At 68.0% G+C, this 22,564-nt stretch carries 18 protein-coding genes; 11 read left to right on the top strand and 7 right to left on the bottom strand.

What is annotated here, in order from left to right; all coding sequences use genetic code 11:
• Nucleotides 1–108: 108 nt before the first annotated feature.
• Nucleotides 109–2,787: an MGH1-like glycoside hydrolase domain-containing protein gene (locus AC0IXR_RS08960; RefSeq protein WP_471760454.1), complete on the bottom strand. Its 2,679-nt coding sequence runs from the start codon at nt 2,785–2,787 to the stop codon at nt 109–111.
• A gap of 359 nt (nt 2,788–3,146) precedes the next feature.
• Between AC0IXR_RS08960 and AC0IXR_RS08955 the strand changes: the two genes are divergently transcribed.
• The 6 genes from AC0IXR_RS08955 (at nt 3,147) to AC0IXR_RS08930 (ending at nt 11,907) form a co-directional block, all read left to right on the top strand.
• The gene (locus tag AC0IXR_RS08955) at nt 3,147–4,571 is read left to right on the top strand and encodes a phosphatase PAP2 family protein (protein ID WP_471760452.1); all 1,425 of its coding nucleotides are present in this window, start codon (nt 3,147–3,149) and stop codon (nt 4,569–4,571) included.
• A gap of 75 nt (nt 4,572–4,646) precedes the next feature.
• On the top strand, nt 4,647–4,808 hold the full coding sequence (locus tag AC0IXR_RS08950; protein WP_200919065.1) for a hypothetical protein: 162 nt from the start codon (nt 4,647–4,649) through the stop codon (nt 4,806–4,808).
• A 153-nt stretch (nt 4,809–4,961) separates the two neighbouring features.
• A complete protein-coding gene (locus AC0IXR_RS08945) occupies nt 4,962–7,367 on the top strand; it encodes a PAS domain S-box protein (protein WP_471760451.1) in 2,406 nt (801 codons plus the stop codon).
• A gap of 221 nt (nt 7,368–7,588) precedes the next feature.
• Nucleotides 7,589–8,746 (top strand): Gfo/Idh/MocA family protein, encoded by a 1,158-nt coding sequence (locus AC0IXR_RS08940; protein ID WP_471760450.1) that lies wholly within the window; start codon nt 7,589–7,591, stop codon nt 8,744–8,746.
• 48 nt (nt 8,747–8,794) lie between these two features.
• Nucleotides 8,795–10,681 carry a glycoside hydrolase family 15 protein gene (locus AC0IXR_RS08935; protein WP_471760449.1) on the top strand — a complete coding sequence of 629 codons (1,887 nt, stop codon included), beginning with the start codon at nt 8,795–8,797 and terminating at the stop codon, nt 10,679–10,681.
• On the top strand, nt 10,678–11,907 hold the full coding sequence (locus AC0IXR_RS08930; RefSeq protein WP_471760448.1) for an MFS transporter: 1,230 nt from the start codon (nt 10,678–10,680) through the stop codon (nt 11,905–11,907). The genes AC0IXR_RS08935 and AC0IXR_RS08930 overlap by 4 nt, the downstream gene beginning before the upstream one ends.
• 50 nt (nt 11,908–11,957) lie before the next feature.
• Here AC0IXR_RS08930 and AC0IXR_RS08925 read toward each other — a convergent pair whose 3' ends face one another.
• Nucleotides 11,958–12,191, bottom strand: a complete 234-nt coding sequence (locus AC0IXR_RS08925) for a hypothetical protein (RefSeq protein ID WP_207411897.1) — start codon at nt 12,189–12,191, stop codon at nt 11,958–11,960.
• 428 nt (nt 12,192–12,619) lie between these two features.
• Here AC0IXR_RS08925 and AC0IXR_RS08920 point away from each other — a divergent pair, with 428 nt between their 5' ends.
• The 4 genes from AC0IXR_RS08920 (at nt 12,620) to AC0IXR_RS08905 (ending at nt 15,742) form a co-directional block, all read left to right on the top strand.
• A complete protein-coding gene (locus AC0IXR_RS08920; RefSeq protein WP_056425399.1) occupies nt 12,620–12,907 on the top strand; it encodes a hypothetical protein in 288 nt (95 codons plus the stop codon).
• Between the two features lie 143 nt (nt 12,908–13,050).
• A complete protein-coding gene (locus tag AC0IXR_RS08915) occupies nt 13,051–13,800 on the top strand; it encodes an endonuclease/exonuclease/phosphatase family protein (protein ID WP_461227651.1) in 750 nt (249 codons plus the stop codon).
• A 268-nt stretch (nt 13,801–14,068) separates the two neighbouring features.
• Nucleotides 14,069–15,046, top strand: a complete 978-nt coding sequence (locus tag AC0IXR_RS08910) for a sensor histidine kinase (protein ID WP_471760447.1) — start codon at nt 14,069–14,071, stop codon at nt 15,044–15,046.
• Nucleotides 15,047–15,106: 60 nt separating this feature from the next.
• Complete coding sequence (locus AC0IXR_RS08905) at nt 15,107–15,742, top strand: NAD(P)-dependent oxidoreductase (RefSeq protein ID WP_461227649.1); 636 nt, start codon at nt 15,107–15,109, stop codon at nt 15,740–15,742.
• 275 nt (nt 15,743–16,017) lie between these two features.
• On the opposite strand, the gene AC0IXR_RS08900 is transcribed toward AC0IXR_RS08905, so the two are convergent.
• From AC0IXR_RS08900 to AC0IXR_RS08880, 5 genes are all read right to left on the bottom strand, one after another.
• The gene (locus tag AC0IXR_RS08900; RefSeq protein ID WP_471760445.1) at nt 16,018–17,253 is read right to left on the bottom strand and encodes an HlyD family secretion protein; all 1,236 of its coding nucleotides are present in this window, start codon (nt 17,251–17,253) and stop codon (nt 16,018–16,020) included.
• A gap of 3 nt (nt 17,254–17,256) precedes the next feature.
• Nucleotides 17,257–17,724: a hypothetical protein gene (locus AC0IXR_RS08895; protein WP_471760444.1), complete on the bottom strand. Its 468-nt coding sequence runs from the start codon at nt 17,722–17,724 to the stop codon at nt 17,257–17,259.
• Nucleotides 17,725–18,244: 520 nt separating this feature from the next.
• The gene (locus AC0IXR_RS08890) at nt 18,245–19,369 is read right to left on the bottom strand and encodes a metallophosphoesterase (protein WP_471760443.1); all 1,125 of its coding nucleotides are present in this window, start codon (nt 19,367–19,369) and stop codon (nt 18,245–18,247) included.
• Nucleotides 19,370–19,544: 175 nt separating this feature from the next.
• Nucleotides 19,545–21,161, bottom strand: a complete 1,617-nt coding sequence (locus AC0IXR_RS08885) for a phospholipase D-like domain-containing protein (RefSeq protein ID WP_471760442.1) — start codon at nt 21,159–21,161, stop codon at nt 19,545–19,547.
• 53 nt (nt 21,162–21,214) lie between these two features.
• The gene (locus tag AC0IXR_RS08880; protein WP_082470202.1) at nt 21,215–21,814 is read right to left on the bottom strand and encodes a TVP38/TMEM64 family protein; all 600 of its coding nucleotides are present in this window, start codon (nt 21,812–21,814) and stop codon (nt 21,215–21,217) included.
• Nucleotides 21,815–22,253: 439 nt separating this feature from the next.
• Between AC0IXR_RS08880 and AC0IXR_RS08875 the strand changes: the two genes are divergently transcribed.
• On the top strand, nt 22,254–22,502 hold the full coding sequence (locus AC0IXR_RS08875) for a DUF2934 domain-containing protein (RefSeq protein WP_348271038.1): 249 nt from the start codon (nt 22,254–22,256) through the stop codon (nt 22,500–22,502).
• The last annotated feature ends 62 nt before the right edge of the window (nt 22,503–22,564 follow it).

Below are 22,564 nucleotides of genomic sequence, written 5' to 3'. Positions count from 1 at the left end.
CTCGTTTCCGGATGGGCATCAATTCGTCGTGGTGTTGCAGCGCCACAACAAGACGGATCGAGGTTCGTGGCTGCGGCATGGCCGTTCGGTTGCCCCTCGCATGGCCCGTCAGTCCGCCGCTCTCCCCTTCTCCACCTCCGTCTGGCGCGCCTTCTGGTGCAGGAGGTTGAGGATCAGCGCCGTCCAGCCGGTCTGGTGCGAGGCACCGAGGCCGCGGCCGGTATCGCCGTCGAAGAACTCGTGGAACAGCAGTGCCTCCTCGGCGCCGGGCGCGGAGGCGATCGGCGGGCGATCGCCGAAGGCCGGGCGCTTTCCGTCCTCGCCCTTGGCGAAGAGGGAGATCAGGCGGTCGGTGAGGGCGTCCGCGATGGCGTTGAGGGTGAGGAACGTGCCCGATCCCGTCGGATATTCCACCACGAAATCGTCGCCGTAATAGGAATGGAACCGTCGCAACGCCTCGACGACGAGGTAGTTGATCGGCATCCAGACCGGGCCGCGCCAGTTCGAATTGCCGCCGAACATGTTCGATGTGGAGTCGGCCGGGTCGTACCGAACCGTGAACGCGTCGCCGAACCCGTTGAGGGAATAGGGCCGCTCCAGATGCGCCTTCGACAGGGAGCGCACGCCGTGGGTCGAGAGAAACTCGGCCTCGTCGAGCATGCGCCGCAGCAGCGCCTTCATCCGGTGGCCGCGCAGGAGCGACAGCAGCTTGCGGTCGCCGACGCCGCCTTCGTCCCAGCGCGAGACGAGGCAGGCGAGGTGGGGGCGGTTCTCGAGGAGCCAGTTCAGGCGCCGGGCGAAATCCGGCAGCCGCTGCAGCACCGAGGGTTCGATCACCTCGACGGCGAAGAGCGGCACCAGCCCCACCACGGAGCGGACCCGCAACGGCAGCATCCCGCCGCCGGGAATGTCGACCTCGTCGTAGTAGAACTCGTCCTCCTCGTCCCACAGGCCGAAGCCCTCGCCGCCCATATCGGTCATCGCCTCGGCGATGAGGAGGAAATGCTCGAAGAACTTCGAGGCGGTGCTTTCGTAGACGTCGTTGTGGAGCGCGAGTTCGAGGGCGATGCGCATCATGTTGAGCGAATACATCGCCATCCAGGCGGTGCCGTCGGCTTGGTGGATGCGGCCGAAGCCGGGCGGCGGCCGCGACCGGTCGAACACCCCGACATTGTCGAGGCCGAGGAAGCCGCCCTGGAAGACGTTGCGGCCGTCGGCATCCTTGCGGTTCACCCACCAGGTGAAGTTGATCAGGAGCTTGTGGAAGACGCCTTCGAGGAAGGCGAGGTCGCCGCGCCCGCCGCGCCGGTCACGGTCGATCTCGAACACCCGGTAGGTGGCCCAGGCATGGACCGGCGGGTTGGCGTCGCCGAACTCCCATTCATAGGCCGGAAGCTGGCCATTGGGGTGCATGTACCATTCGCGGGTGAGGAGCAGGAGCTGCTTCTTGGCGAAATCCGGGTCGAGCAGCGCCAGCGGCAGGCAGTGGAAGGCGAGGTCCCAGGCCGCGAACCAGGGATATTCCCACTTGTCCGGCATCGAGAGCACGTCGGACCCGGCGAAATGACGCCAGTGGATGTTGCGCCCGCCATCGCGCTCGTGGGGAGGGGCGGGCTGGAGCGGATCGCCCTTCAGCCAGAGCCGCACATCGAAGCAATAGAACTGTTTCGACCAGATCAGCCCGGCGGCGGCCTGCCGGAAGATGGCGCGGGAATCCGCATCGGCGATGCCGTCCTGCAACGCGTCGTAGAACGCATCCGCCTCGGCGACGCGGCGCAACAGGATGGCGCCCTCGTGGTCGACCGGACGAGGCCGCGCCCCCGACGACAGCCTGAGGTTCACCCGCCGGGTTTCGCCGGGCGCGAGGCGGAAGGCGTAGTGCAGGCCGAGCTTGGTCCCCCCATCCCTCCGCACGGCGGATTCGTCGCCCCCGACGATGGCCGCGTGGAGCCCATCCTTGAACGGGCCGGCGGCATCGGGTTGCCAGCCATGCAGGCGCAGGTTGGTGTCGTTCTCGCAGAACAGCACCTCCGGCTCGCCGTCGAAGGAGAGGCGGTAGCGGCCGAGGCGCGGATGCTCGCAGGCGATGCCGCCATCGGGCTGGACTGCCATGCGCGGGCGCGATTCCGCCGGTCCCTCGCGCCACGACCAGATGTTGCGGAACCAGAGCTGGGGCACGACACGCAGGTCGGCGGCGTCCGGACCGCGGTTGGTCACGGTAATGACGGCGTGGATATCGTCGATATCTTCCTTGGCATATTCGACGGTCACGTCGAAGAACCGGTCCCCGTCGAAGATTCCGGTCGCCTCGATCTCGTATTCCGGCTGATCACGACCACGGCGCAGCCCCTCGCGGACGAGGTCCTCATACGGGAAGGCGGCCTGCGGATAACGGTAGAGGAACTTCAGGTAGGCGTGGCTCGGGGTCGCGTCGAGGTAGTGATAGACCTCCTTGACGTCCTCTCCGTGATTGCCCTCCTCGTTGGTCAGGCCGAAGAGCCGTTCCTTCAGGATGTGGTCGCGGCCGTTCCAGAGGGCGAGGGACAGGCACATCTGCGCACGCTCGTCGCAGATCCCCGCCAGCCCGTCTTCGCCCCAGCGATAGGCGCGCGAGCGTGCCTCCTCATGCGGCAGCGAGCGCCAGGCATTGCCGTCGCGGCTGTAATCCTCCCGCACCGTCCCCCATTGGCGCTCGGCGAGATACGGCCCCCACAGGGACCATGCGCGCTCGCCCCGCGCCTGCTCGGCGATGCGGCGGCGTTCGGCCCAGCCGTCGAGCTCGCTCACGCCGATTCCCCTCGTGCCGGACCGGGCCTGCGGGCCTCGCCGAACGGACACGACCGGCGCGCGACCGGCGACGGCTGGCAAGGGCGGGGGATCATGCGGCAACACATGGAAAGCGGCTTATGGGCGGTCATCGGTCCCGATGGGCTTTGGCTCAGTGGGAGCCGAGATGCACCATTAGCGCCAAGCGCGGATAAGTCTCCGAGGAACATTCCGTCAGGGGCGGTCCTCGCCCCCCCGCCGGAGAATGGGTCACGCAGGCGTCACGGAATGGTGCGCGTGGTCCGCCGCGAAAACCGGCGGCGATGGGCGGAGCACTCTGCTAGCCTGCGCCACCGCCACGACAGCCTGATTCCGGTGCCATGACCAGACCACGCACGAACACGGCCCGCACGCTCGGGCTCATCGCATGCCTCGCCCTGGCGCCCGCTCACGCGCTGGCACAATCGGCGACGAATCTCGAGGCCCTGCGCGGGCTGGCGCCGGTGAGCGCCCTGCCAGCGACGGCGGAGGGCAATGCCGCGCTGGCGGCGAACCTCACGGTCACCGGCGACATCCAGATGGGGCGGCACCCGCAGCCCCTGCTGCTGCCCTTTCCCGAGCAGCAGCGCCTCGCCCTGCGCGATTGCTTCATCACCGACGGCAACGCCGCGCAGCTCGCCGACGGCCTCGGCACCGCACTGGGAGATGCCTATCAGGCCAAGGCGCGCTACGAGGACTTCAAGACCTTCACCAGTGTTTCGGGCAGCCTCGCCCGCCTGATCGGTTACACCAACAACATCACCAAGTCGGATTCGAATGCGGGGAAGTACTTCTTCGCCAATGCGACGACGAATGGCGAGGCCCCCGTCTCCGAACCCGCCCGCGCCATCCTCACCAAGGTCGGCGGCACGACGGATGTCTTCGGCAAGGCCTATGGCCGTCCCGCCGGAACGCCGGGTGCCGACGCCTTCGGCAATTCGCGCCCGTTCCAGACCGAGCCGAGCCTTCTCGCCTATCGCGGCGAGGATTATTTCGGCGCCGCCTCCCACAGCATGGACTGGCTGCGCGGGCCGAAACAGAACCTCACGGACAGCCCGTCCTATCCGAGCGGCCACACCACCTACGGCTACACGGAATCGCTGCTCCTCGCCCTGCTGGTGCCCGAGCGCTACCAGCAGATGATCGCGCGCGGGGCCGAGTACGGCAACAACCGCATCGTGGTCGGCGCCCATTACGCCATGGACGTGCTCGGGGGCAGGGCGGTGGCGCTCCATGCCGTCGCCCATCTGCTGGCCAACGACCCCGCCTATGTGGGTCAGACCCGCGCGAACCCGGCCATCGACAACGAGATGAGCCGCGCCACCGACGGCGCGGTGACCATCACCGACTATCCCGAGGCCCTGAAGGCGGCGCGCAAGGAGCTCCAGGCCGTCCTCGGCGAAGGCTGCGGTGACACGGTGGCGGCCTGCGCCGCCGCCGACCGGAGCCGGTTCAAGGATGCCGCCGCCAACGGGGCCTTCTACGCCTCCACCCAGACCTACGGCCTGCCGGTGGTGCATCGGGACCGGTCGGGCCAGCCGGTGGATGTCGCGCGGGTCGCGCCGGAGGCCGGACACCTCCTCACGGCCGCCTTTCCGGCCGTAACCCTGGACGAGGCCAACGCCATCCTCACCGCCACCCTCGGCCCGGCCGGCGGCTTCCTCGACGACGGCTCGGTCTTCGGCCTGTATTCCCGCCTCGACCTCTATGCGGCAGGCGGCAAGGCCGCGTCCCTCGCCGCGAGCCGGCGCGCCACCGCGCCGTAGCGCCTGCGCGACGAGCGGTTCTAGACCGTCGCCATCCCGCGGGCGTTCAGGCTTTCTTAGCCATGCCACGGGAGAATGCCGCGTCGCCAACCCGTCGCGAGGACATCGTTCGTGCTCGACCTCATCCTCTACATCAGCGCCTCGGTCTGTGCCGTCGGATGCCTGGGACTCTGGGCGCTGCGCGAGCCCCCGGTCTCCTATCCGCGGGTGGAATGGGACGAGGACGCACGCGGCTGAATACCGCCGCCGTCCTAGCGCTCGCGCCAGGGGGCCGGGCGATGAGGGATGCGCGACAGTCTCCCCAACCTGAGTTAGGGAGCCGACCGCGCGTTCGCCCGTTGGGGTCCTCGAAGCCCGAGTGAATGCGGCGGCCGGATGGGAACGGGCAGTATGGAGGACGACATCGATCGGCTGCGGCGGCGCGAGGCCGAACTCGAGGCCGAGATCGCGCGGCTGAAAGCGGAGATCGCGTCCGGCATCCATTCCCCGGACAGCGGCCAGAAAACCTCGGCGGCGGGGCCGGAACTGCTGTTCACGGCGGCGGAGAAGACCCGCATGCCGCAGATCATCACCGACCCGAACCAGCCCGACAATCCCATCGTCTTCGCCAACCGCGCCTTTCAGGACCTGTGCGGCTACTCGGCTGAGGAACTCGTCGGGCACAATTGCCGGTTCCTGCAGGGGCCGGGAACCGACCCGGCCGATGTGGCGCGCCTGCGCGACGCCATCGCGGCGCGGCGCGACGTGGTGGTCGAGATCATCAACTATCACCGCGACGGAACGCCGTTCCGCAACGAGCTCTATGTCAGCCCCGTCTTCGACCGGAACGGGCGCCTGCGCTACTTCTTCGGCAGCCAGCTCGACGTCACCCGCTTTCGCACCGAGGAGGGCAAGCTCGCCGAGAGCGAGTCCCGCTACCGGACGCTGTTCGATGCCATCGATGCCGGGTTCTGCATCGTCGAGATGCGGTTCGACGCCACGGGCCGCGCCATCGATTACCGCTTCATCGAGGTCAATCCCGCCTTCGAACGGCAGGCCGGCCTCGGCGACGTCGAGGGCCGCTGGGTCAGCGACGTCATTCCCGGCATCGAACCCCGCTGGCTCGAAACCTATGGCGAGGTCGCGCTGAGCGGCAATCCCGTGCGGTTCGAGAGCGGGGCGGTGACGCTGGGCCGCTGGTTCGACGTGCACGCCCTGCGCATCGGGGAGCCGGTCCAGCGGCGCGTCGCCATCCTGTTCAACGACATCACCGACCGGCGCGAGGCCGAGACCGTGCTGAGGACGACGGCGCGCGAGCGGACCACGGAGCGCGACCTCGTCTGGCGCGCGAGCCGCGACCTCCTCGTGATCTGCGGCTTCGATGGACTCTACCGGTCGGTCAATCCGGCCTGGAGCGAGATGCTGGGCTGGCCCGCCGATTCGCTGGTCGGCGCGCGGTTCGACGCTTTCGTGCATCCCGACGACCGCAAGGCGGCCGAGCAGGCCATGGACCGGTTGCGGAGCGGCGCCATCCTCGACAACCTCGACATCCGGCAGCTGGCGGCGGATGGCAGCGAGCGTTGGGTCTCCTGGAACGCGATCCCGCAGGGTGACCATTTCTACGCCGCCGGCCGCGACGTGACCGAGCGCAAGGCCCTGGAGGAGCAGCTCCGCCAATCGCAGAAGCTCGAAGCCGTGGGCCAGCTCACCGGCGGTGTCGCCCACGACTTCAACAACCTGCTGACCGTGATCCGGTCCTCCACCGACCTCCTGCGCCGGCCCGACCTGCCGGAGGAGCGCCGGCGGCGCTATGTCGACGCCATCTCCGATACGGTGACGCGCGCGGCCAAGCTCACCGGCCAGCTCCTGGCCTTCGCCCGTCGGCAATCCCTGACGCCCGAGGTCTTCGACGTCGCCAAGGGCGTGGCCTCCGTGGCCGACATGGTCGGCACCCTCACGGGCGCGCGCATTCAGGTCGTGACCCAGATCGAGACCGGCCGGGACGACGCGGGAGAGCCGTTGGCCTGCCTCATCGACGCCGATCCGAGCCAGTTCGACACGGCGCTCGTCAACATGGTCGTCAACGCCCGTGACGCCATGGACGGCGAGGGCCGGCTGACCATCCGGGTCCGCCGCGCCACGACCATTCCGGCCGTGCGGGCGCATCCCCGCATCCGGGGCGATTTCGTCGCCGTCTCCGTCGCCGATACCGGCTCGGGCATCGCGCCCGAGATGCTGGACCGGATCTTCGAGCCGTTCTTCACCACCAAGGGCGTGGGGCAGGGCACCGGCCTCGGCCTGTCTCAGGTCTTCGGTTTCGCCAAGCAATCGGGCGGCGAGGTCGTGGTGGAAAGCCGCCTCGGCCAGGGCACGACCTTCACCCTCTATCTCCCGCGCGCGGCGGGCGAGGCCGTGGAGGCCGAGCCGGTGCGGGAGCCGCCGCCCCTGGCCGAGCGGCACGGCACCCGGGTGCTCGTGGTGGAGGACAACGCGGAGGTCGGTGCCTTCGCGACCCAGGCCCTGCAGGAACTCGGCTACGTCACACATTGGGTGACGGATGCGCAGCGGGCCCTCGACGCCCTGGCGCGCGACTCCGCCGGTTTCGAGGTGGTTTTCTCCGACGTGGTCATGCCGGGCATGAACGGCATCGATCTCGGCCACGCGATCCGCCGCAAATGGCCCGATCTGCCGATCGTGCTCACCTCGGGCTACAGCCACGTCCTCGCCGAGGAGGGCAGCCATGGGTTCGAGCTCCTGCGCAAACCCTATTCGGTGGCCGATCTGTCGCGCATCCTGCGGCTCGCCGTCTCGCGCTGAGGCCAGGGGCGGACGGGCGCGACCGGCCGACGCGGAAACATTCGCTGCAGCGCAACGTTCCTTTCTCATCACAGCCGGCGCGCGGCCGACATAGCGCTCTGCCGGGCCTTTTGCTGCCGCGTAGCCTGCCGGCTTTGCCCGACATCGCGGGCGCCTCGGCTCGGCCTGTCCTTCCACGCCGGCCAAGGCCGCACGCCACGCATAACCGCACGGACATCCGCATGAGCATCGCCTCCGCCCTCGGCCTGACATCCTCGAAAAAGGTCCGCTACGCCTTCGTCGCCCTCGGAGACATCACGCAGGAAGCCATGCTGCCCGGCGTGAAGCACACCGGCAATTCGGAGGTCGTCGCCTTCGTCACCGGCGACCCGGAGAAGGCGCGCGGCGTCGGCGCGCAATACGGCGTGACCGAATCCTATGGCTACGAGCAGTTCGACACGCTGCTGGCCTCGGGCACGATCGACGCGATCTATCTCGCCCCGCCGAACTGGCGCCACGCCGAGTTCGCGGTGCCGGCGCTGAAGGCCGGCATCCATGTCCTCGTGGAGAAGCCGCTGGAGATCTCGGCCGAGAAGTCGAAGGAGATCATCGCGGCGCAGAAGGCCTCCGGCGCCAAGCTCATGGTGGCCTACCGGCTGCATTTCGAGCCCTGCACCCTGGCGACCATCGACCTGATCCGCTCCGGCCAGCTCGGTGACCTCCTGACCTTCTCCTCGACCTTCACCCAGATGGTCTCGCCCGAGAACCACCGGGCGACGAGCGGCATCGAGGCAGGACCGATCTTCGATATGGGTCCGTATCCGATCAACGCCGCCCGCTACATCTTCGGCGACGAGCCGACGGAGGTGGTCTCGGCCGTGGGCATCCGTCACCCCGAAGCCGGCCTCGGCGATTTCGACGATACCGTCGCGGTGACGCTCCGTTTCCCGCAGAACCGCATCGCGCAGTTCGTGCTGTCCTATTACGGCAATACCCTCGACAGCTATTCGGTCGTCGGCACCAAGGGCAGCGTCGAGGTCAACCCGGCCTACATGTACGGCAAGCCCCTGGAGCACATCGTCACCATCGGCGAGGACAAGAGCCACGCCAGCTTCAAGAACACCGATCATTTCGGCGGCGAGCTGAAGTACTTTTCGGATTGCATCCTCGACGACCGCGAGCCCGAGCCCGATGGCGAGGAAGGCCTCGCCGATCTCCGCGTGATCGAAGGCATCGTCCGCGCCCTGCAGACCGGCACCTCACAGACCCTCGAACCCTTCACCCGCACCAAGCGCATCGACACGAAGGCCCAGGAACAGACGCTTTCGGCACAGAAATCGCCGGAGCTCGTCAACACGTCGAATCCCGGAAAGGGCAAGGACAAGGTTCCGCTCAACTAGCCCGGCCGTTTCCAGACCGCCCCCGTCCCTCGCTCCACAAGTCCCGTAATGAATGACCGAGCCCAGGCGGGCACCGACCTCACCGTCGATGCACGGTGCAACTCCCGCGAGGCGTCGTCCTCGCGGGACGGACCCGTTCGCATCGATCCCGAGGGCACGGAATATCCGATCCAGGATTACGCCCCGCTCGGCGATGGCCGCTCCGTCGTCCTCGTCGGCCCGGACGGCGCGGTGGCGTGGTGGTGCGTCCCCGAGATGGATTCGCCGCCCCTGTTCGACCGGCTTCTCGAGCCGGACAACGGCGGCTATTTCCAGGTTCGGCCCGATGGCCCGTTCATGATGGAGCGGCGCTACCGCACCGACAGCAACGTGCTGGAGACGGTCTTCACCACCGCGACCGGCACCGCACGCGTGACCGAATCCCTCAACAGCAGCCGTGCCGGCCGCCTGCCCTGGTGCGAACTCGCGCGCCGGCTGGAGGGCGTCTCCGGTACGGTGACGTTCCGCATCCGCGCCGTCTTCGGCACGCGCGGCGACACCCTCTCGCCCTGGCTCCAGCCGACGCCCAATGGCTGCGTCTTCCATGTCGGCCCGGTGCTCGGGGTGATCCGCTTCAGCGACAACGTCCGCGTCATCGAGGAGGAGGACCGCACCATCGCCGCCACGGTGACGGTGGAGGAGGGAGAGCGCGCGGTCGTGGCGCTTCTCGCCGGCGAGGACGAACCGCTCGGCATCCCCACCATCGCGGAGATCGACGGACGCATCGATATCAGCGACGATGCCTGGCGGCACTGGGCGGAGGGGCTGGGCTATGACGGCCCGCACCGCTCCGAAGTGCGGCGCAGCGGCCTCGCCCTGAAGCTGCTGCTCTATTCGCCGAGCGGCGCCATCGCGGCCGCCGCCACTTCTTCCCTGCCCGAACGGATCGGCGGGCCGAAGAACTACGATTACCGCTACGCCTGGATCCGCGATGCCGGCTACACCGTCAACGCCTTCCTGCGGATCGGCGCGATGCCGGAGGCGAAGGCCGCCTTCTCCTGGCTGATCGCGCGCCTGCACGAGCACGGGGCGCAGGTCTTCTACACCCTGCGCGGCGGCAAGGTGCCGGAGGAGACCTCCCTCGACCTCGCCGGCTATCGCGGCTCGCGTCCGGTCCGGGTCGGCAACGCGGCGGCGCGCCAGCACCAGCACGGGATCTACGGCGACATCTTCGAGACCGCGACCCTGTTCGTCGCCGACGGCAACATCCTCGACCAGAAGAGCGCGACGGTCCTGGCGGATCTCGCCGACGAATGCGCCGACCGCTGGCGCCAGAAGGATGCCGGGATCTGGGAATTGGAAGTCCCGCAGCATTACACGATGTCGAAGATCAGTGCCTGGCAGGCGCTCGCCCGCGCCGTCGAACTGGCGGAGGCCGGCCATATCGCGGCCACCTGCGTGCCGCGCTGGTCGCGCGAGCGTGACCGAATCCAGGCCTGGATCGAGGAGCATTGCTGGTCTGAGGCGCGCCAAGCCTATACGTTCTATCCCGGCACCGACCGACTCGACGCCTCACTAATCCTGGCGGTCCGTTTCGGGTTCGACGGGCGCGAGCGCCTGTCCTCCACCCTCGACGCGATCCGCAGGGAACTCGGGCGCGGCCCGCTTCTGTATCGTTATTCGGGAGCCGAGAGGGAGGAGGGCGCCTTCATCGCCTGCTCGTTCTGGCTGGTGGAGGCCCTGGCCGAACTCGGCCGGCAGGACGAGGCCGAGGCGATCTTCACCGGCACGCTGCGCGCCGCCGCCAGGGGCGTCGGCGTGATGAGCGAGATGGTCGATCCGGAGACCGGCGACCATCTCGGCAACACACCGCAGGGCCTGAGCCATCTCGCCCTGCTTCACGCGGCCTGCACCTTGCGCGGCGACCGCGAACGAGACCTGAAAGCGGCACGATGACCGGCACCACCCTCGACACCCGCTCCGGCGCTCTCGGCCTGCCGGATGCGGCGCCCAGCCGGCATCCCGGCCTCGTCCTCACCGCCCTGGCGATGGGCGGCTTTGCCATCGGCACCACCGAATTCGCCACGATGAGCCTGCTTCCGTCCTTCGCTCCCGATCTCGGCATCGACGCGCCGACGGCCGGCCATGTGATCAGCGCCTACGCGCTCGGCGTCGTCGTCGGCGCGCCGGTCATCGCGGTGCTCGCGGCGACGATGGCCCGCAGGACGCTCCTCGTCGGGCTGATGGTGCTGTTCGCGCTGGGCAACGTCCTGTCGGCCCTGGCCCCGAACTATCACGGGATGCTGCTGTTCCGGTTCCTGGCGGGCCTGCCGCACGGCGCCTATTTCGGCGTGGCCGCCCTCGTCGCCGCCTCCCTCGTCCCCCGGGAGCGGCGGAGCCAGGCGGTCTCGCGGGTGATCCTCGGCCTCACCATCGCGACGGTGGCGGGCGTGCCCCTGGCCAACGTCGTCGGCCAACTCGTCGGCTGGCGCTGGAGCTTCGGGCTCGTCGCCGTCCTGGCGTTGCTGACGGCGGTTTCGCTGCGGATCCTGGCGCCCCTCGGACGACCGGCTTCGGGTGCCAGCGCCCTGCGAGAGCTTGGCGCCCTGCAGAGCGGGCAGGTCTGGCTCACCCTCGCCATCGGCGCCATCGGGTTCGGCGGCCTGTTCTCGGTCTATACCTACCTCGCCTCGACCTTGATCGAGGTCACCCGCGCGGGGCCCGCGGCGATCCCGCTGGTCCTCGCCGTGTTCGGCGTCGGCCTCACAATCGGCAACCTCGTCTGCGCCTGGGCCGCCGACCGCGCCCTGATGCCGGCGGCCGGGCTGACCCTGGTCTGGACGGCCGTGGCTCTGGCCCTCTACCCGTTCTCGGTGGGCAGCGTCTGGACCCTGGCGCCGGTGGTGTTCCTCATCGGGTGCGGGGGCGGCCTCGCCACCATCCTGCAGACGCGCCTGATGGACGTGGCCGAGGATGCGCAGACCTTGGCTGCCGCGCTCAACCACTCGGCCTTCAACTTCGCCAACGCCCTGGGTCCCTGGCTCGCCGGCCTCGCCCTCACCGCCGGGTTCGGCCTGCCCTCCACCGGCTGGGTCGGCGTCGCCCTGGCTCTGGGCGGGTTGGCGCTCTGGGCCATCTCCGCGACGTCGATGCGCCGGACGGCTCGACCGCCGGCAACTTAGCCCGAGGAACGGCGACGCAGGAGGTCGAGCCGTTCACCGGGCGGGGCTGCTCAAGCGGTCAGTGGCTGGATATCGAGCTGCATGCCCCGTCCCCTGAGGACGCGGACGAGGCGGTCTTCGAGATCGTCGTCGAGCCCGTCCACCTGCATGTGGAGGTGGCTTCCCTTCGCCGTGCCCGTGACCCAGAGACGATACACCAGGCCCTCCTCGCGCAACTGCGTCAGAAGCCGCTCCGATCCGATCCGGTTGGCTTCGTCGTTCATCGCAATGAGGCTCGTGTCCATTCAGATCTCCCGTTACCGACTAGGACAACGTTTCACGGCGATGTTTCGTCCTGATGTCCGGGAGACCTTTCCCGAACGAGGATAACGATTAGGCTCGGCCAACCGCCGACACCACGCGATGAGGCCTAGCAACGGGCGGGCCGCCAGCTCGGAGCATCTGCCGCCCGTGCATCACACGTCCCGGCTGAACCGGAGCCCTGGTGAGTTCGATTCCCGACGGGAGGTTCGAGCCGTTCACATTCGGGCTTAGCAGCTTCAAGAAGTTCAGCCGGCATCCTGCCCGATGCGCCGACGACTGCCGAGGGCATCGAAGGTGGTTGAGCGGGACCGGCATTAATCGTTCTTCATCATAATCGTTGACTGTCGTTTATCGCTCTTGGTCCGATAAACTCTTCCGACGGCTCCGACGCGGCGCCTGGAGACATGAGATGAAGTTCGGATCCGTTATCCTGCTGGGCCTCTTCGCGGCGTCCCCGGCCGCCCAGGCCTGGGCGCAGAGCCCGCGCGACGTGCCGATCACCGACGATCTTCGCCGCGAGGAGCGCATCGAGCGCCGCCTCGACCGGACCATGCCGCCACCGGTGGACCCCAACGTGTCACCGGACAATCCGGACGGCGTCGTCGGCTTCGACGGTCCCCCCGGCATGTTCGAGAACGGCGTCGAGAACGGCAGCCCGATCCCCTCCGGCTCCCCGGTGGACGACGACGACGATTAGGCGCCGAACCGGCATCCCCTTCGACGGAAAGCGCTCTAGTTAGGGCCCGTGCCCGTCTCGTCCCACATGCGAAGCCGGCCCTCCCGCCCTCGGCCCGAGCTTTCCCGTTTGACGAGTGCTTCCCGTTTGACGAGCCTTCCCGTTTGATCAGCGTCCGCGCCCTGTCCTACAACATCCGTCATTGCCGCGGCATGGACGGGCGCGTGTCGCCGGACCGGGTGGCCGAGGTCATCGCCGCCAGCGGGGCCGATCTCGTCGCGCTCCAAGAGGTCGATGTCGGGCGCGCCCGGACCGGCGGCCTCGATCAGGCCGAAACCATCGCCCGGCGTCTCGGCATGGATCACCATTTCCATCCGGCCCTGCACCTGGCCGAGGAGCGCTACGGCGACGCCATCCTGACCCGCCTTCCGTCCCGGCTGGTCCGGTCGGGCATCCTGCCCGGCCTCGCGAACCGGCCCGGCCTGGAGCCGCGCGGCGCCCTGTGGGTGGAGGTGACGGCGAATGGCCGGATTCTGCAGGTCTTCAATACCCATCTGGGCCTGTCGGCGAAGGAGCGGATGGCCCAGGCGAAGGCGCTGCTCGGCCCCGACTGGACCGGATCGCCCGACTGCGTCTCCCCCTTCGTCCTGATGGGAGATTTCAACGCCATCCCGCAATCCGCCGCCTACCGGCGGCTCGGCGCGCATCTCGTCGATGCGAGGCGGATCGCCGGGCAGAAATCCGGCTCCGCGACCTTTCCGAGCCGCTGGCCGCTGCTGCGGATCGACCATGTCTTCGTCGGGCCGGAGGTGCGGGTGCGACGCATGGAAGTCGTGCGCACGCCGCTCGCCCGCCGCGCCTCGGACCACCTGCCCCTCCTGGTGGAGTTGGAGATCGGTCCGGCCGCGGACTGACCCGGAGCCTCGAATGCGGGGAGAGGGCGGGGCGGTCCGGCTTCGGTTGCTCGAAGTCTTCAAGACGATCTCGACCGCGGGAGCGACACGAACCGCCGTCGAGCGAGCGCCGCACGCCCATCTTGCCAAGCCGAGGATGGGAAACGCGACGCTATCGCCGCGGATCGGAGGATGTCGATGACGTGAGGGAGCAAACCGCTGCCAAACGGCTTGTCCCCCCGGCGATGCGACAGGCATCGACCCTGTTCGAGGTTCAATCGGGAATTGCATGGCCGAGGATGTGACGTCGTCAGGCTACGAGTGGACGCTGGCCAGCTTCACCGACACCATCCATCGTGGCGGCGTCGCCCTGTGGGCCTGGTCGCCGACGCGCAGGTTGGCCCAGCTCGACGGGCTGTGCCGCGAGTTCTGGGGGACGTCCGAATCCGTCGTCCCCATCGACGATCTCTTCGCGCGCGTGAACGCGGAGGACCGCCGCGCCATGATGCTCGACTGGACGGCGAGCGAGGCCGATTCCCATCCCTACAGTTTCGACTTTCGCATCGGTGACGGCCCTGACGCACGCTGGGTCTCCGCCCGCGGGGTGGGGGGAGAGTCCGGCAAGGTCGGCGAGTGGGTCCAGGCCATCTTTCTCGACGTGACCCGGCAGAAGCGCGCCGAAGAAGCCGAGCACCTCCTCACGGCGGAACTCGCGCACCGTGTCTCGAACATGTTCTCCGTCGCCCGGGCGCTGACCGCCATCGTCGCCCGGGGCGCCACCTCGACTCCTCACTTCGCCGAGGACCTGTCGCAACGCTTCGGCGTGCTGCACGAGGCGACGGCCCTGGCGACGCGGGCACAGGCCGGGGACCACGGCAATGTCAGGCTTCGGACGCTGGCCGAGCGGATCCTGTCCCCCTACCTCGACGGCGGCAACATCGAGATCGACGTCGAGGACGCCGCCGTGGCGCCTCCCGGCAAGGTCAACGATTACGCCATGATCCTGCACGAGCTCGCCACCAACTCGGCCAAGTATGGCGCCCTCTCGGGAGGCGGCACGCTGACAGTGACGGGTCGCGTGTCGGAGGGAACGCTCACGCTCAAGTGGGAGGAGACGTCGGCCTCCTCGGGGACGGTCACGTCCGATGGGGGCGGGTTCGGTTCCCGACTGCTGAGACAGACCATCGAGCGCAGCCTCGGCGGCCGTTTCACGCGCCGGATCGACGAGACCGGGCTCGGCTTCGAGATGAATGTCCCGGCCGCCTGAACGATCGTCCCTCCCTCTTCACACCGCTCGCCAGTCACAACACGCGTCAGGAAATCCGACATGGCCCACGTCCTCGTCATCGGCGCCAGCCAGGGCATCGGCCTGGAAACCGTGAAGGCGGCCCTGGCGGCCGGCCATCGCGTGCGCGCCTTCGCCCGATCCGCCGCGACCATGTCGCTGTCGGGCCAAGCGCTGGAACGCTTCCCCGGCGACGCCTTGAACGCCGCCGACGTCACATCCGCCCTGGAGGGCATCGACGTCGTGGTGCAGGCCCTGGGCGTGCCGGCGAAGAACCTGCTCGGGCCGGTGACCCTGTTCTCGGCCGCCACCAACGTGCTGGTGCCGGCTATGGAGAAAGCCGGCGTGCGGCGCATCCTCGCCGTGACGGGCTTCGGCACCGGCGACAGCCGTGACGCCATCGGCCTGCTGCAACGCATCCCCTTCCGCCTCGTCTTCGGGCGGGCCTATGACGACAAGGACGCCCAGGAGATGCGGATCCGCCGCTCTGGCCTGGACTGGACCTTCGTCCGGCCGGGCGTCCTGACGCCCGGCTCGGCCACGGGACGCTACAAGATCCTGACGGAGCCCGCATCCTGGCGGAACGGCCTGATTTCCCGGGCGGATGTGGCCCACTTCATCGCCGGCGAGATCGACGGGCACTCCTACGCGCGCAAGGCCGTCGTCCTCGTGGGCTAGGGCGCGCTCCGCCGAAATGGATGCCGTTTCGGCGCAAACGAGCGCGGCGCAACAAGGGTCGGGTGGTTGAAGAAATTCGACCGATCGTACCCGCCCCGAGCGTCTGAAATGGATCGGGGAGCAGCGTCTGCTTCTGGCGGGGAGTTGACAGAAGCAGACACAGCCGTCGCGCCCGCTTACGACCTGTTGCACAAGGTCGGAAAGTCTGCGGCTGGGTCGGGTGGGGACCAGACAATCGGCTCCGTGACTGACTGGGTCTTCTGCCCGTTCCCATACTAATGTCCGCTAAAAACGAGAGTTTGGATCGGCAGCATCAATGCCTGGATACGTAGGATCATGGCGTGGACGACGGCGGTGGCATCGACCGCATGGAGGACCAAGCTTCTGGTGGTGCTGAGCTTGCCCGAGTTAATCAGGTCGTGGTTGCTGGTATATGCATTGGCGATACAGCTGCTGCCCGGTTTCACGCCTTCGAGCCCACCCGCGTAGAGCGGCTCGAGAAACACCGTGATCGTTCCGGGGCGAACGACCTGCTGCGCATCGATGAGCTGCTCGCCGCCACGAAATTGTCCGGCGGCAATGAAATCCTGCACGCTCGTCACCACCATGGGGATCACGGTCCAGGGTTTGGAGACGCAGGTGATCTCGGCCAGCATCCCCACCTTCATGACCTGAGCTTCGATCTGCCCGAACCCCGCCGTAATGGCTTTCCGTCCGGCACCTTCGGGGATCAGCACGCCTGCCGGTCGCATGATCGGATTGACGATGTCGCCGACCCGCAGGGTGAACTGCTCCACTCGTCCATCAACGCCGGCCCGGATGGTGGTCTTCGCGATCTCTACAGTGGCTTGGGCAAGAGCAGCTTCTGCACTGGCTTTCTGGGCGGGGAGAAGACTGCTGACCTGCGCTTCGGCCGTCTGCTTGGCCGCCGTCGCAGCCGCGACCGCGCCGCGCCGGCCGTTCACGACATTCTGAAGCCGCTCGATCTCGCGAAACGCGACGATCCCAGCGCCCCGCCGGTTCAGCTCCTGCTTCGTCTCCAGTTCGTCGATGGCCTGCTGTAGGCCGCTCCTCGCCTCCTGAGCCTTGCCTTCGGACGCCGCAATCTCGGATCGCGCCGCCACCATCGCCGCCTCGACCTCGGCGATCTTACGCCGAGCCGCCTCGGCCGCCGCCTCCTGGGTCGCGCTGTCCAGGCGGAAGATGGGTTCGCCCTTCTTGACCTCGCCGCTGATGCTGTTGACGTAGATCTCGGCGACACGTCCGCTGGTCTCCGAGACGATGGGAACGGTCCGGTAGTACAGGGTCGCGGTCTTCGTAGATGGGTGATAATAGAAGATCACCGTGATGAGACCCACGGAAAGCATCAGGCACGAGACGATGCCCCACCTCAGCTCGAACCACACCGAGTAGAGCGTGATCTCCTTGCCGAACCGCTTGCCCTGGCCGAAGCGTCGGAAAAGATAGTCCGGCAGGATTGTCAGCACCGAGCACAGTAAGATCTCGAGCATGGATCAGGTCCTCGTCGTGCTGACCGGGACGATCCTCGGGATGGGCCGTAAGACGGGCGAGACATCTTCCCGGGGGACGCTGGCCGACCCGCTGTCCTCCGACACCTCGGCAGCTCCCGTTCCTGGAGGGAGGCCCGCGATCCGTTCGAGCGCCCCCGCCATGCGACCGAGCGTCCCTCCGAAGTTTGGGATGTCGATCAAGGCAAGCAGGAGGCCCATCACCCAAAACAGATGGATATGCGTGAAGAAGGCGAGCAGCCCCAGCACGGCGACGATCTCGAACTGCAGCTTGTGGCTCTTGTGGGCCATCCGTTCGGGCAAGGTATGCAGGCGCAGGAACAGAAGCCCCGCTGCCATCACCACGAGGACGAGGACCACGGCCATGACCGACATGAACACGTCAGTCCCGTCTGCCGCCGGCATGAATATTGGCAAATGATGCGGTGCAGCCGGGTTGATCGCGTCGGACATGTTGGCCCCCAATAGAAATGGTGACGCAATCGAATCACGGCCTCACATAGTTCAACGGCGCATCAAACGCCTGAACCGCTCTCTGGAGGGGTCAGGATACACAAACATATTACGTTTGTATCGTCTATAATTGATTTTTGCCGCTGGATACTGATGTTCTGCAGGCAGCGGATTTTCGTTCCTCAGCTGCCGATAAGCATCCACCTGCTGCGCGGCTGCACTCGAGACGCCATGCAGCCGGGACAAGGAGCGATGACCGTTCGCTCATGAGGACAGCTGAAAACCACCCTCCACGGCAAGGTTGGATCGACAGCGGAACGTCCGATTCGGGACGAAGGACCAAAGTCTGGTTGCCGCCACGAGCCGACGTTGCCGGCCGGCCAACAGATGACTGCTCGTAAGGAGTACCCATGGCGAACCAAGCGGCCGGGTTGGGTCGGAAACTCCCCCGACGGCGGGTACCGAACGTCGGATCTTCATCACCTCAGCTGAGCCGGACCCATTGTGGTCGGGCGCAGCTCTAGGATCGGGGCTTGCCCCGGAGCGTGATGCGCGTCAGCTCGGAGGAGGTCCCGAGCCTCAAGGCGAAGCCGGGCCACAGCCCCGTGCCGTTGTTGACGTAGAGCGTCATGGCGCCGACCGCGTATGCGCCGGAGACGAAGCCGGCATTGGCGCGAGCGACCAGCCGGTCGAGGCCCCAGATCATCCCGCCATGCGTGTGCCCGGAGAGTTGCAGGGCCACACCTTTCGCGGCCGACCGCGCCGCGCCCCTCGGCTGATGGTCGAGCAGAACGATGGGGGCATTGGGCGGCGCACCGGCCAAAGCGGCGTCGAGGTCGTGCACCGGTCGTCCCGAATGCGAGGCCGACAGGTCGGTCACGCCCGCGAGAACCAAGGCATCGCCACCGCGCTTCAAGACCGTGTGCCGGTTCTCGAGCACGCCCATGCCCAGTTCGGCATAGCGGCGCATCCACCCCGCATAGTCGAAGAAGTATTCATGGTTGCCGGGGATCACCCAGACCCCGTCCGGCGCATGGAGACCACGCAGCGGTTCGACGTCGGCGCGGCGCGATGCGAGGGCCCCGTCGATCAGGTCGCCGGTCACCACCACGAGATCGACGCCGAGCGCGTTGGATCGCGTCACCACTTCCCGCGCCCATGCCGCCGGGAACAGGCGGCTGAGATGCAGGTCCGTCAGCTGAAGCAGGGTGAAGCCGTCGAAGCCAGCCGGAAGGTTCTCGATCTCGACGGTGACGTCCTTGAGCGGCGGCACCCGCACCGCCTGCTGCAACGCCACCGCCGACAGGAGCATGGCCAGCGCCGCCTCGGCATAGCGCCAGCCGGCCGGGATCGCCCAGCCGGCACCGGGCACGAGCCTGGAGGCCAACGCCACGACGTCGAGCGCCAGCTGCATCGCCGCCAGGAGGAAGATCGCCCCGAAGGCCCAGTTGAACAGCAGGATCAGCACCCGCGGAAACTCGGGCGCGAAGACCGAACCGGACGAGAGGCGGCTCCACAGATGGTATTGCGACGCGACGAGCAGAAGGACGGCAATGCCGGCCTTCACGGCGAACGGCCATGGAAGCGGCCATAGGACCCTGGTGACGACGTACAGGCAGGGCAGACCGAGGATCAGGTGAAACATGCTCTCGTATCGGCGACGGTGGACGATCGGCACGGAGCCGATGCTGCGCCCGAACGGAACGAGGCCATATCACCGACCGCGCGACGAGGGACGCATCGATCCGCCTCGCAGGCACCATCAGGTGCCACCGAGCACACCGGCTGTGCGCGAAGCGTTCCGTCCGTCGGATCGCCCCCTATGACGCCTCGGCGGCCTGCGCCGCCCCGGCGCGTACCAGCTGCTGACCCGCGACCGCGTTGGCCCCCTCGCGGCGCCGGGCGAGGGCGCGGTGACGGCGCCAGGGCCGCCAGGCATCGGCGAGACCGACGGGATCTCCGAGATGGAAGGCCTCGACGAGGCGCACAATGGGCCCGCGCCGGGAGGCCACGAGCGAGCACAGTCGGCGGGCCGGGACGAGGGCGGGATCGTCGATCGCCGCGAGCAGGCCCTTCTCCCGCACCGCCTCCTCGAAAGCGTCGCGCGGGCAGCCGGCATGATGGGCGATCAGGCCGTTCCTCACCCGCGCGATGGCGATGCGCCGCACATCGCCCGCGTCGCCATCGAGCGCTTCGAGGGCGAGATCGCATTCGGTGTCGTAGCCCATGGACCGGTTGTTCAGGTTCGTCGACCCGACCCGGAGCATCCGGTCGTCGAAGATCGCGACCTTGGAATGGACGAGGATCGGACGGCCCTGAAGCGTATGCGGCGCGAGGATGCGCAGGCGGCCATACCGGTCCGCCGCGCGAAGCCGGGCGATGAGGCCGCGCCTCGCCCCGTCCATGGTGATCCGGTCGAAGCCGTTCGGGCTGCGTTCGGCGAGCACCACGACGATGTCGGGACCTTCCGGCTCGGCGAGGCGCGCGGCCAGGGCCTCGGCGATGAGCGGAGAGGTGAAATACTGGTTCTCGAGATAGATGTGACGGGACGCGCGGCGGATCGCCAGCAGATAGAGCGCCTCGTTCTCGCGGATCGCATCCCCCGATTCCCGTGCCGGTATCGTGCGGGCGAGCCCTACCGTCACGTCCTCGAAGAGCGGCGTCACCGAATCGGGCCAAGGATCGGGGAGGGAAGAATCAGGGCGGGAAGGACCGCGTGCGTCTGTGCCGACCGGTCCGGACACGGCTGAACCGCTGCGCCCGCTCGTCGCCTCCTGCCAGCGTTGACGCGCCAGATCGGACAACGCCGACGCGGCCGCACCGTCGACGAGCATCATGACGTCGTGGCGCGGCGGGTAATCCTCGCCGGTCGGCAGACGCCGGAGCGGGTCACGGTCCCGATGGGCGGGCGTGTCCCAGCGGTTCACCTCGAAATCGCTGCCGCCGCTGAAGGCGATGCGGTCGTCCACCACCAGCACCTTCTGGTGCTGGCAAGCCCCGAAGGGGAGGCGGGAATCGACGACGTACTCGATCCCCGGCCCGAGCCGGGCGCGGATGTCGTCGGGCTTGAGATCGGTGCCGGCGGAGATCGGCCACGGCATGTCCCAGATCAGGAGACGGATCTCGACCTCGGGCCGCGTCGCCTTCAGGCGCCGCAGCAGGTCGGCCATGGTCTCGCGGTCCGCCTCCCCCTGGGGCGTCAGCCGCACGCGCGGATCGAAGCTCCAGCCGATCAGCATCACGGAGGATTGGGCCTTGAGGATCGCCTCGCGCGACGCGGCGAAATAGGCGGCGCCGTCGTGCAGGATCGCCACGCGGGCCGCCCGCTCCTGGCGCCAGCAGGTCGCGCCGGGAACCAGCCAGGATGTCAGGGGGGCCGGCATGGCGGGCACGGCATGGCCGTGATCCGATGCCGCCGGCTGGGACGGGCCGCTCATATCAACTGTCTCGCTTCACTGGTTCGACGCCACTGCTCTCATGCCAGGTGTCCTCATGCCGCCGTCGCCGCCTGCCTGGCCTGCATCTTGTGCCGCACGCGGCGCCGGGTGAGGGCGACGGCGGCCACCGTGGCGGCGAAGCCGAGACCGAGAAAGAGCCAATGCTCGGTCGTATCGCTGCCGGCCGCGCGCCCGATGATTCCGAGATAAACGCAGACGACGGTGCCCGGCAGCATCCCGAGGATGGTCGAGACGAGATAGGCGCCCATGCCGACCTCGGTGAGACCGAGCGCGTAGTTCTGGGCATTGAAGGGGACGAAGGGGCTCAGCCGCATCAGGGTGAGAAGGCGCCACCCGCCATCCCCCACTGCCTCCATGGTGGCCACCATGGTCGGGCGGCGCGCTATGAGGCGGCGCAGCCGCTCGCGGAACAGGTAGCGGCTGGCGATGAAGGCGAGGACGGAGCCCGCCGTGGCCGAGACCAGGGCGATGGGCATGGCCCACCATCCGAAGGCGACAGCCCCGGCAATGGTCAACGGCGTACAGGGAATCACCAGCAGGGTCGCGAGAAAGAAGAGCCCACCGAAGGCGAGGGGGCCGAGCAGGCCGAGGCCCGCGGTCCATTCGGCGAAGCCGCGCAGCCATTCGTCCATCGGCAGCAGCAGCCAGGCGCCCGCCAGTGCGAGGATCGCGAGGACAGTCACGCTCCAATATCGGATCTCCCCGCCCGTCACGCCTTCCCCTCACTCCTTACCCTGGCCCACCTCGCCCCGGTCCATCGGTCGACCCATCCCGCATCTTGCACTGCAGCACGAAACCGTGGCCAGATGCCGGAGCGGGTTCGGCGTCATGGCCGGGGGCCTGTCCCGCCTTTTGCATGTGCGACAAAGGCATATGCGACAACGGCGCTGAAGCGCCCTGGTTCGCGGAGGATCGTTGGCATCGCACGCCGCGGCGCAGAACCGCCCGGCCCCTGCCCTGTGTGAATGTTCCCGGGCGGGGAACATGCCATGGGCTCTGCGGCATGATGCGAGACCGTCGCGACGCGAGGCCGGCGGCCGATGCCGGGACGGGGTTCGGATGGAGCGGGATTTGGACGAAGCAGAATCTGGACGAGGCGAAGTTCCCATGAAGCAGACATCGACGGAACGCAGCGCCAGCCCGACATTCGATCAGATTCGCCGGCGCGCCTACGAACTCTGGGAGCGTAATCATCAGCCGATGGGATTCGAAATCGAATTCTGGCTGATGGCCGAGAAAGAGCTGAGGGCGGAGCGGGAACGCGCGGCGAAGGCGGAAGCAACCGGGACCGACGAGACCTCCCCGCCCATGCAATCGTGACCGGGCGTCGAGTCGTCTCGCTCGTCGGCATCGTTGTTCCGCCACCTCACCGACAAACCGAC

This window comes from Methylobacterium sp. AC832, assembly GCF_979256025.1.
The sequence above is the reverse complement of the archived record's forward strand: the minus strand, read 5'-3'. Positions and strand labels throughout refer to the sequence as shown.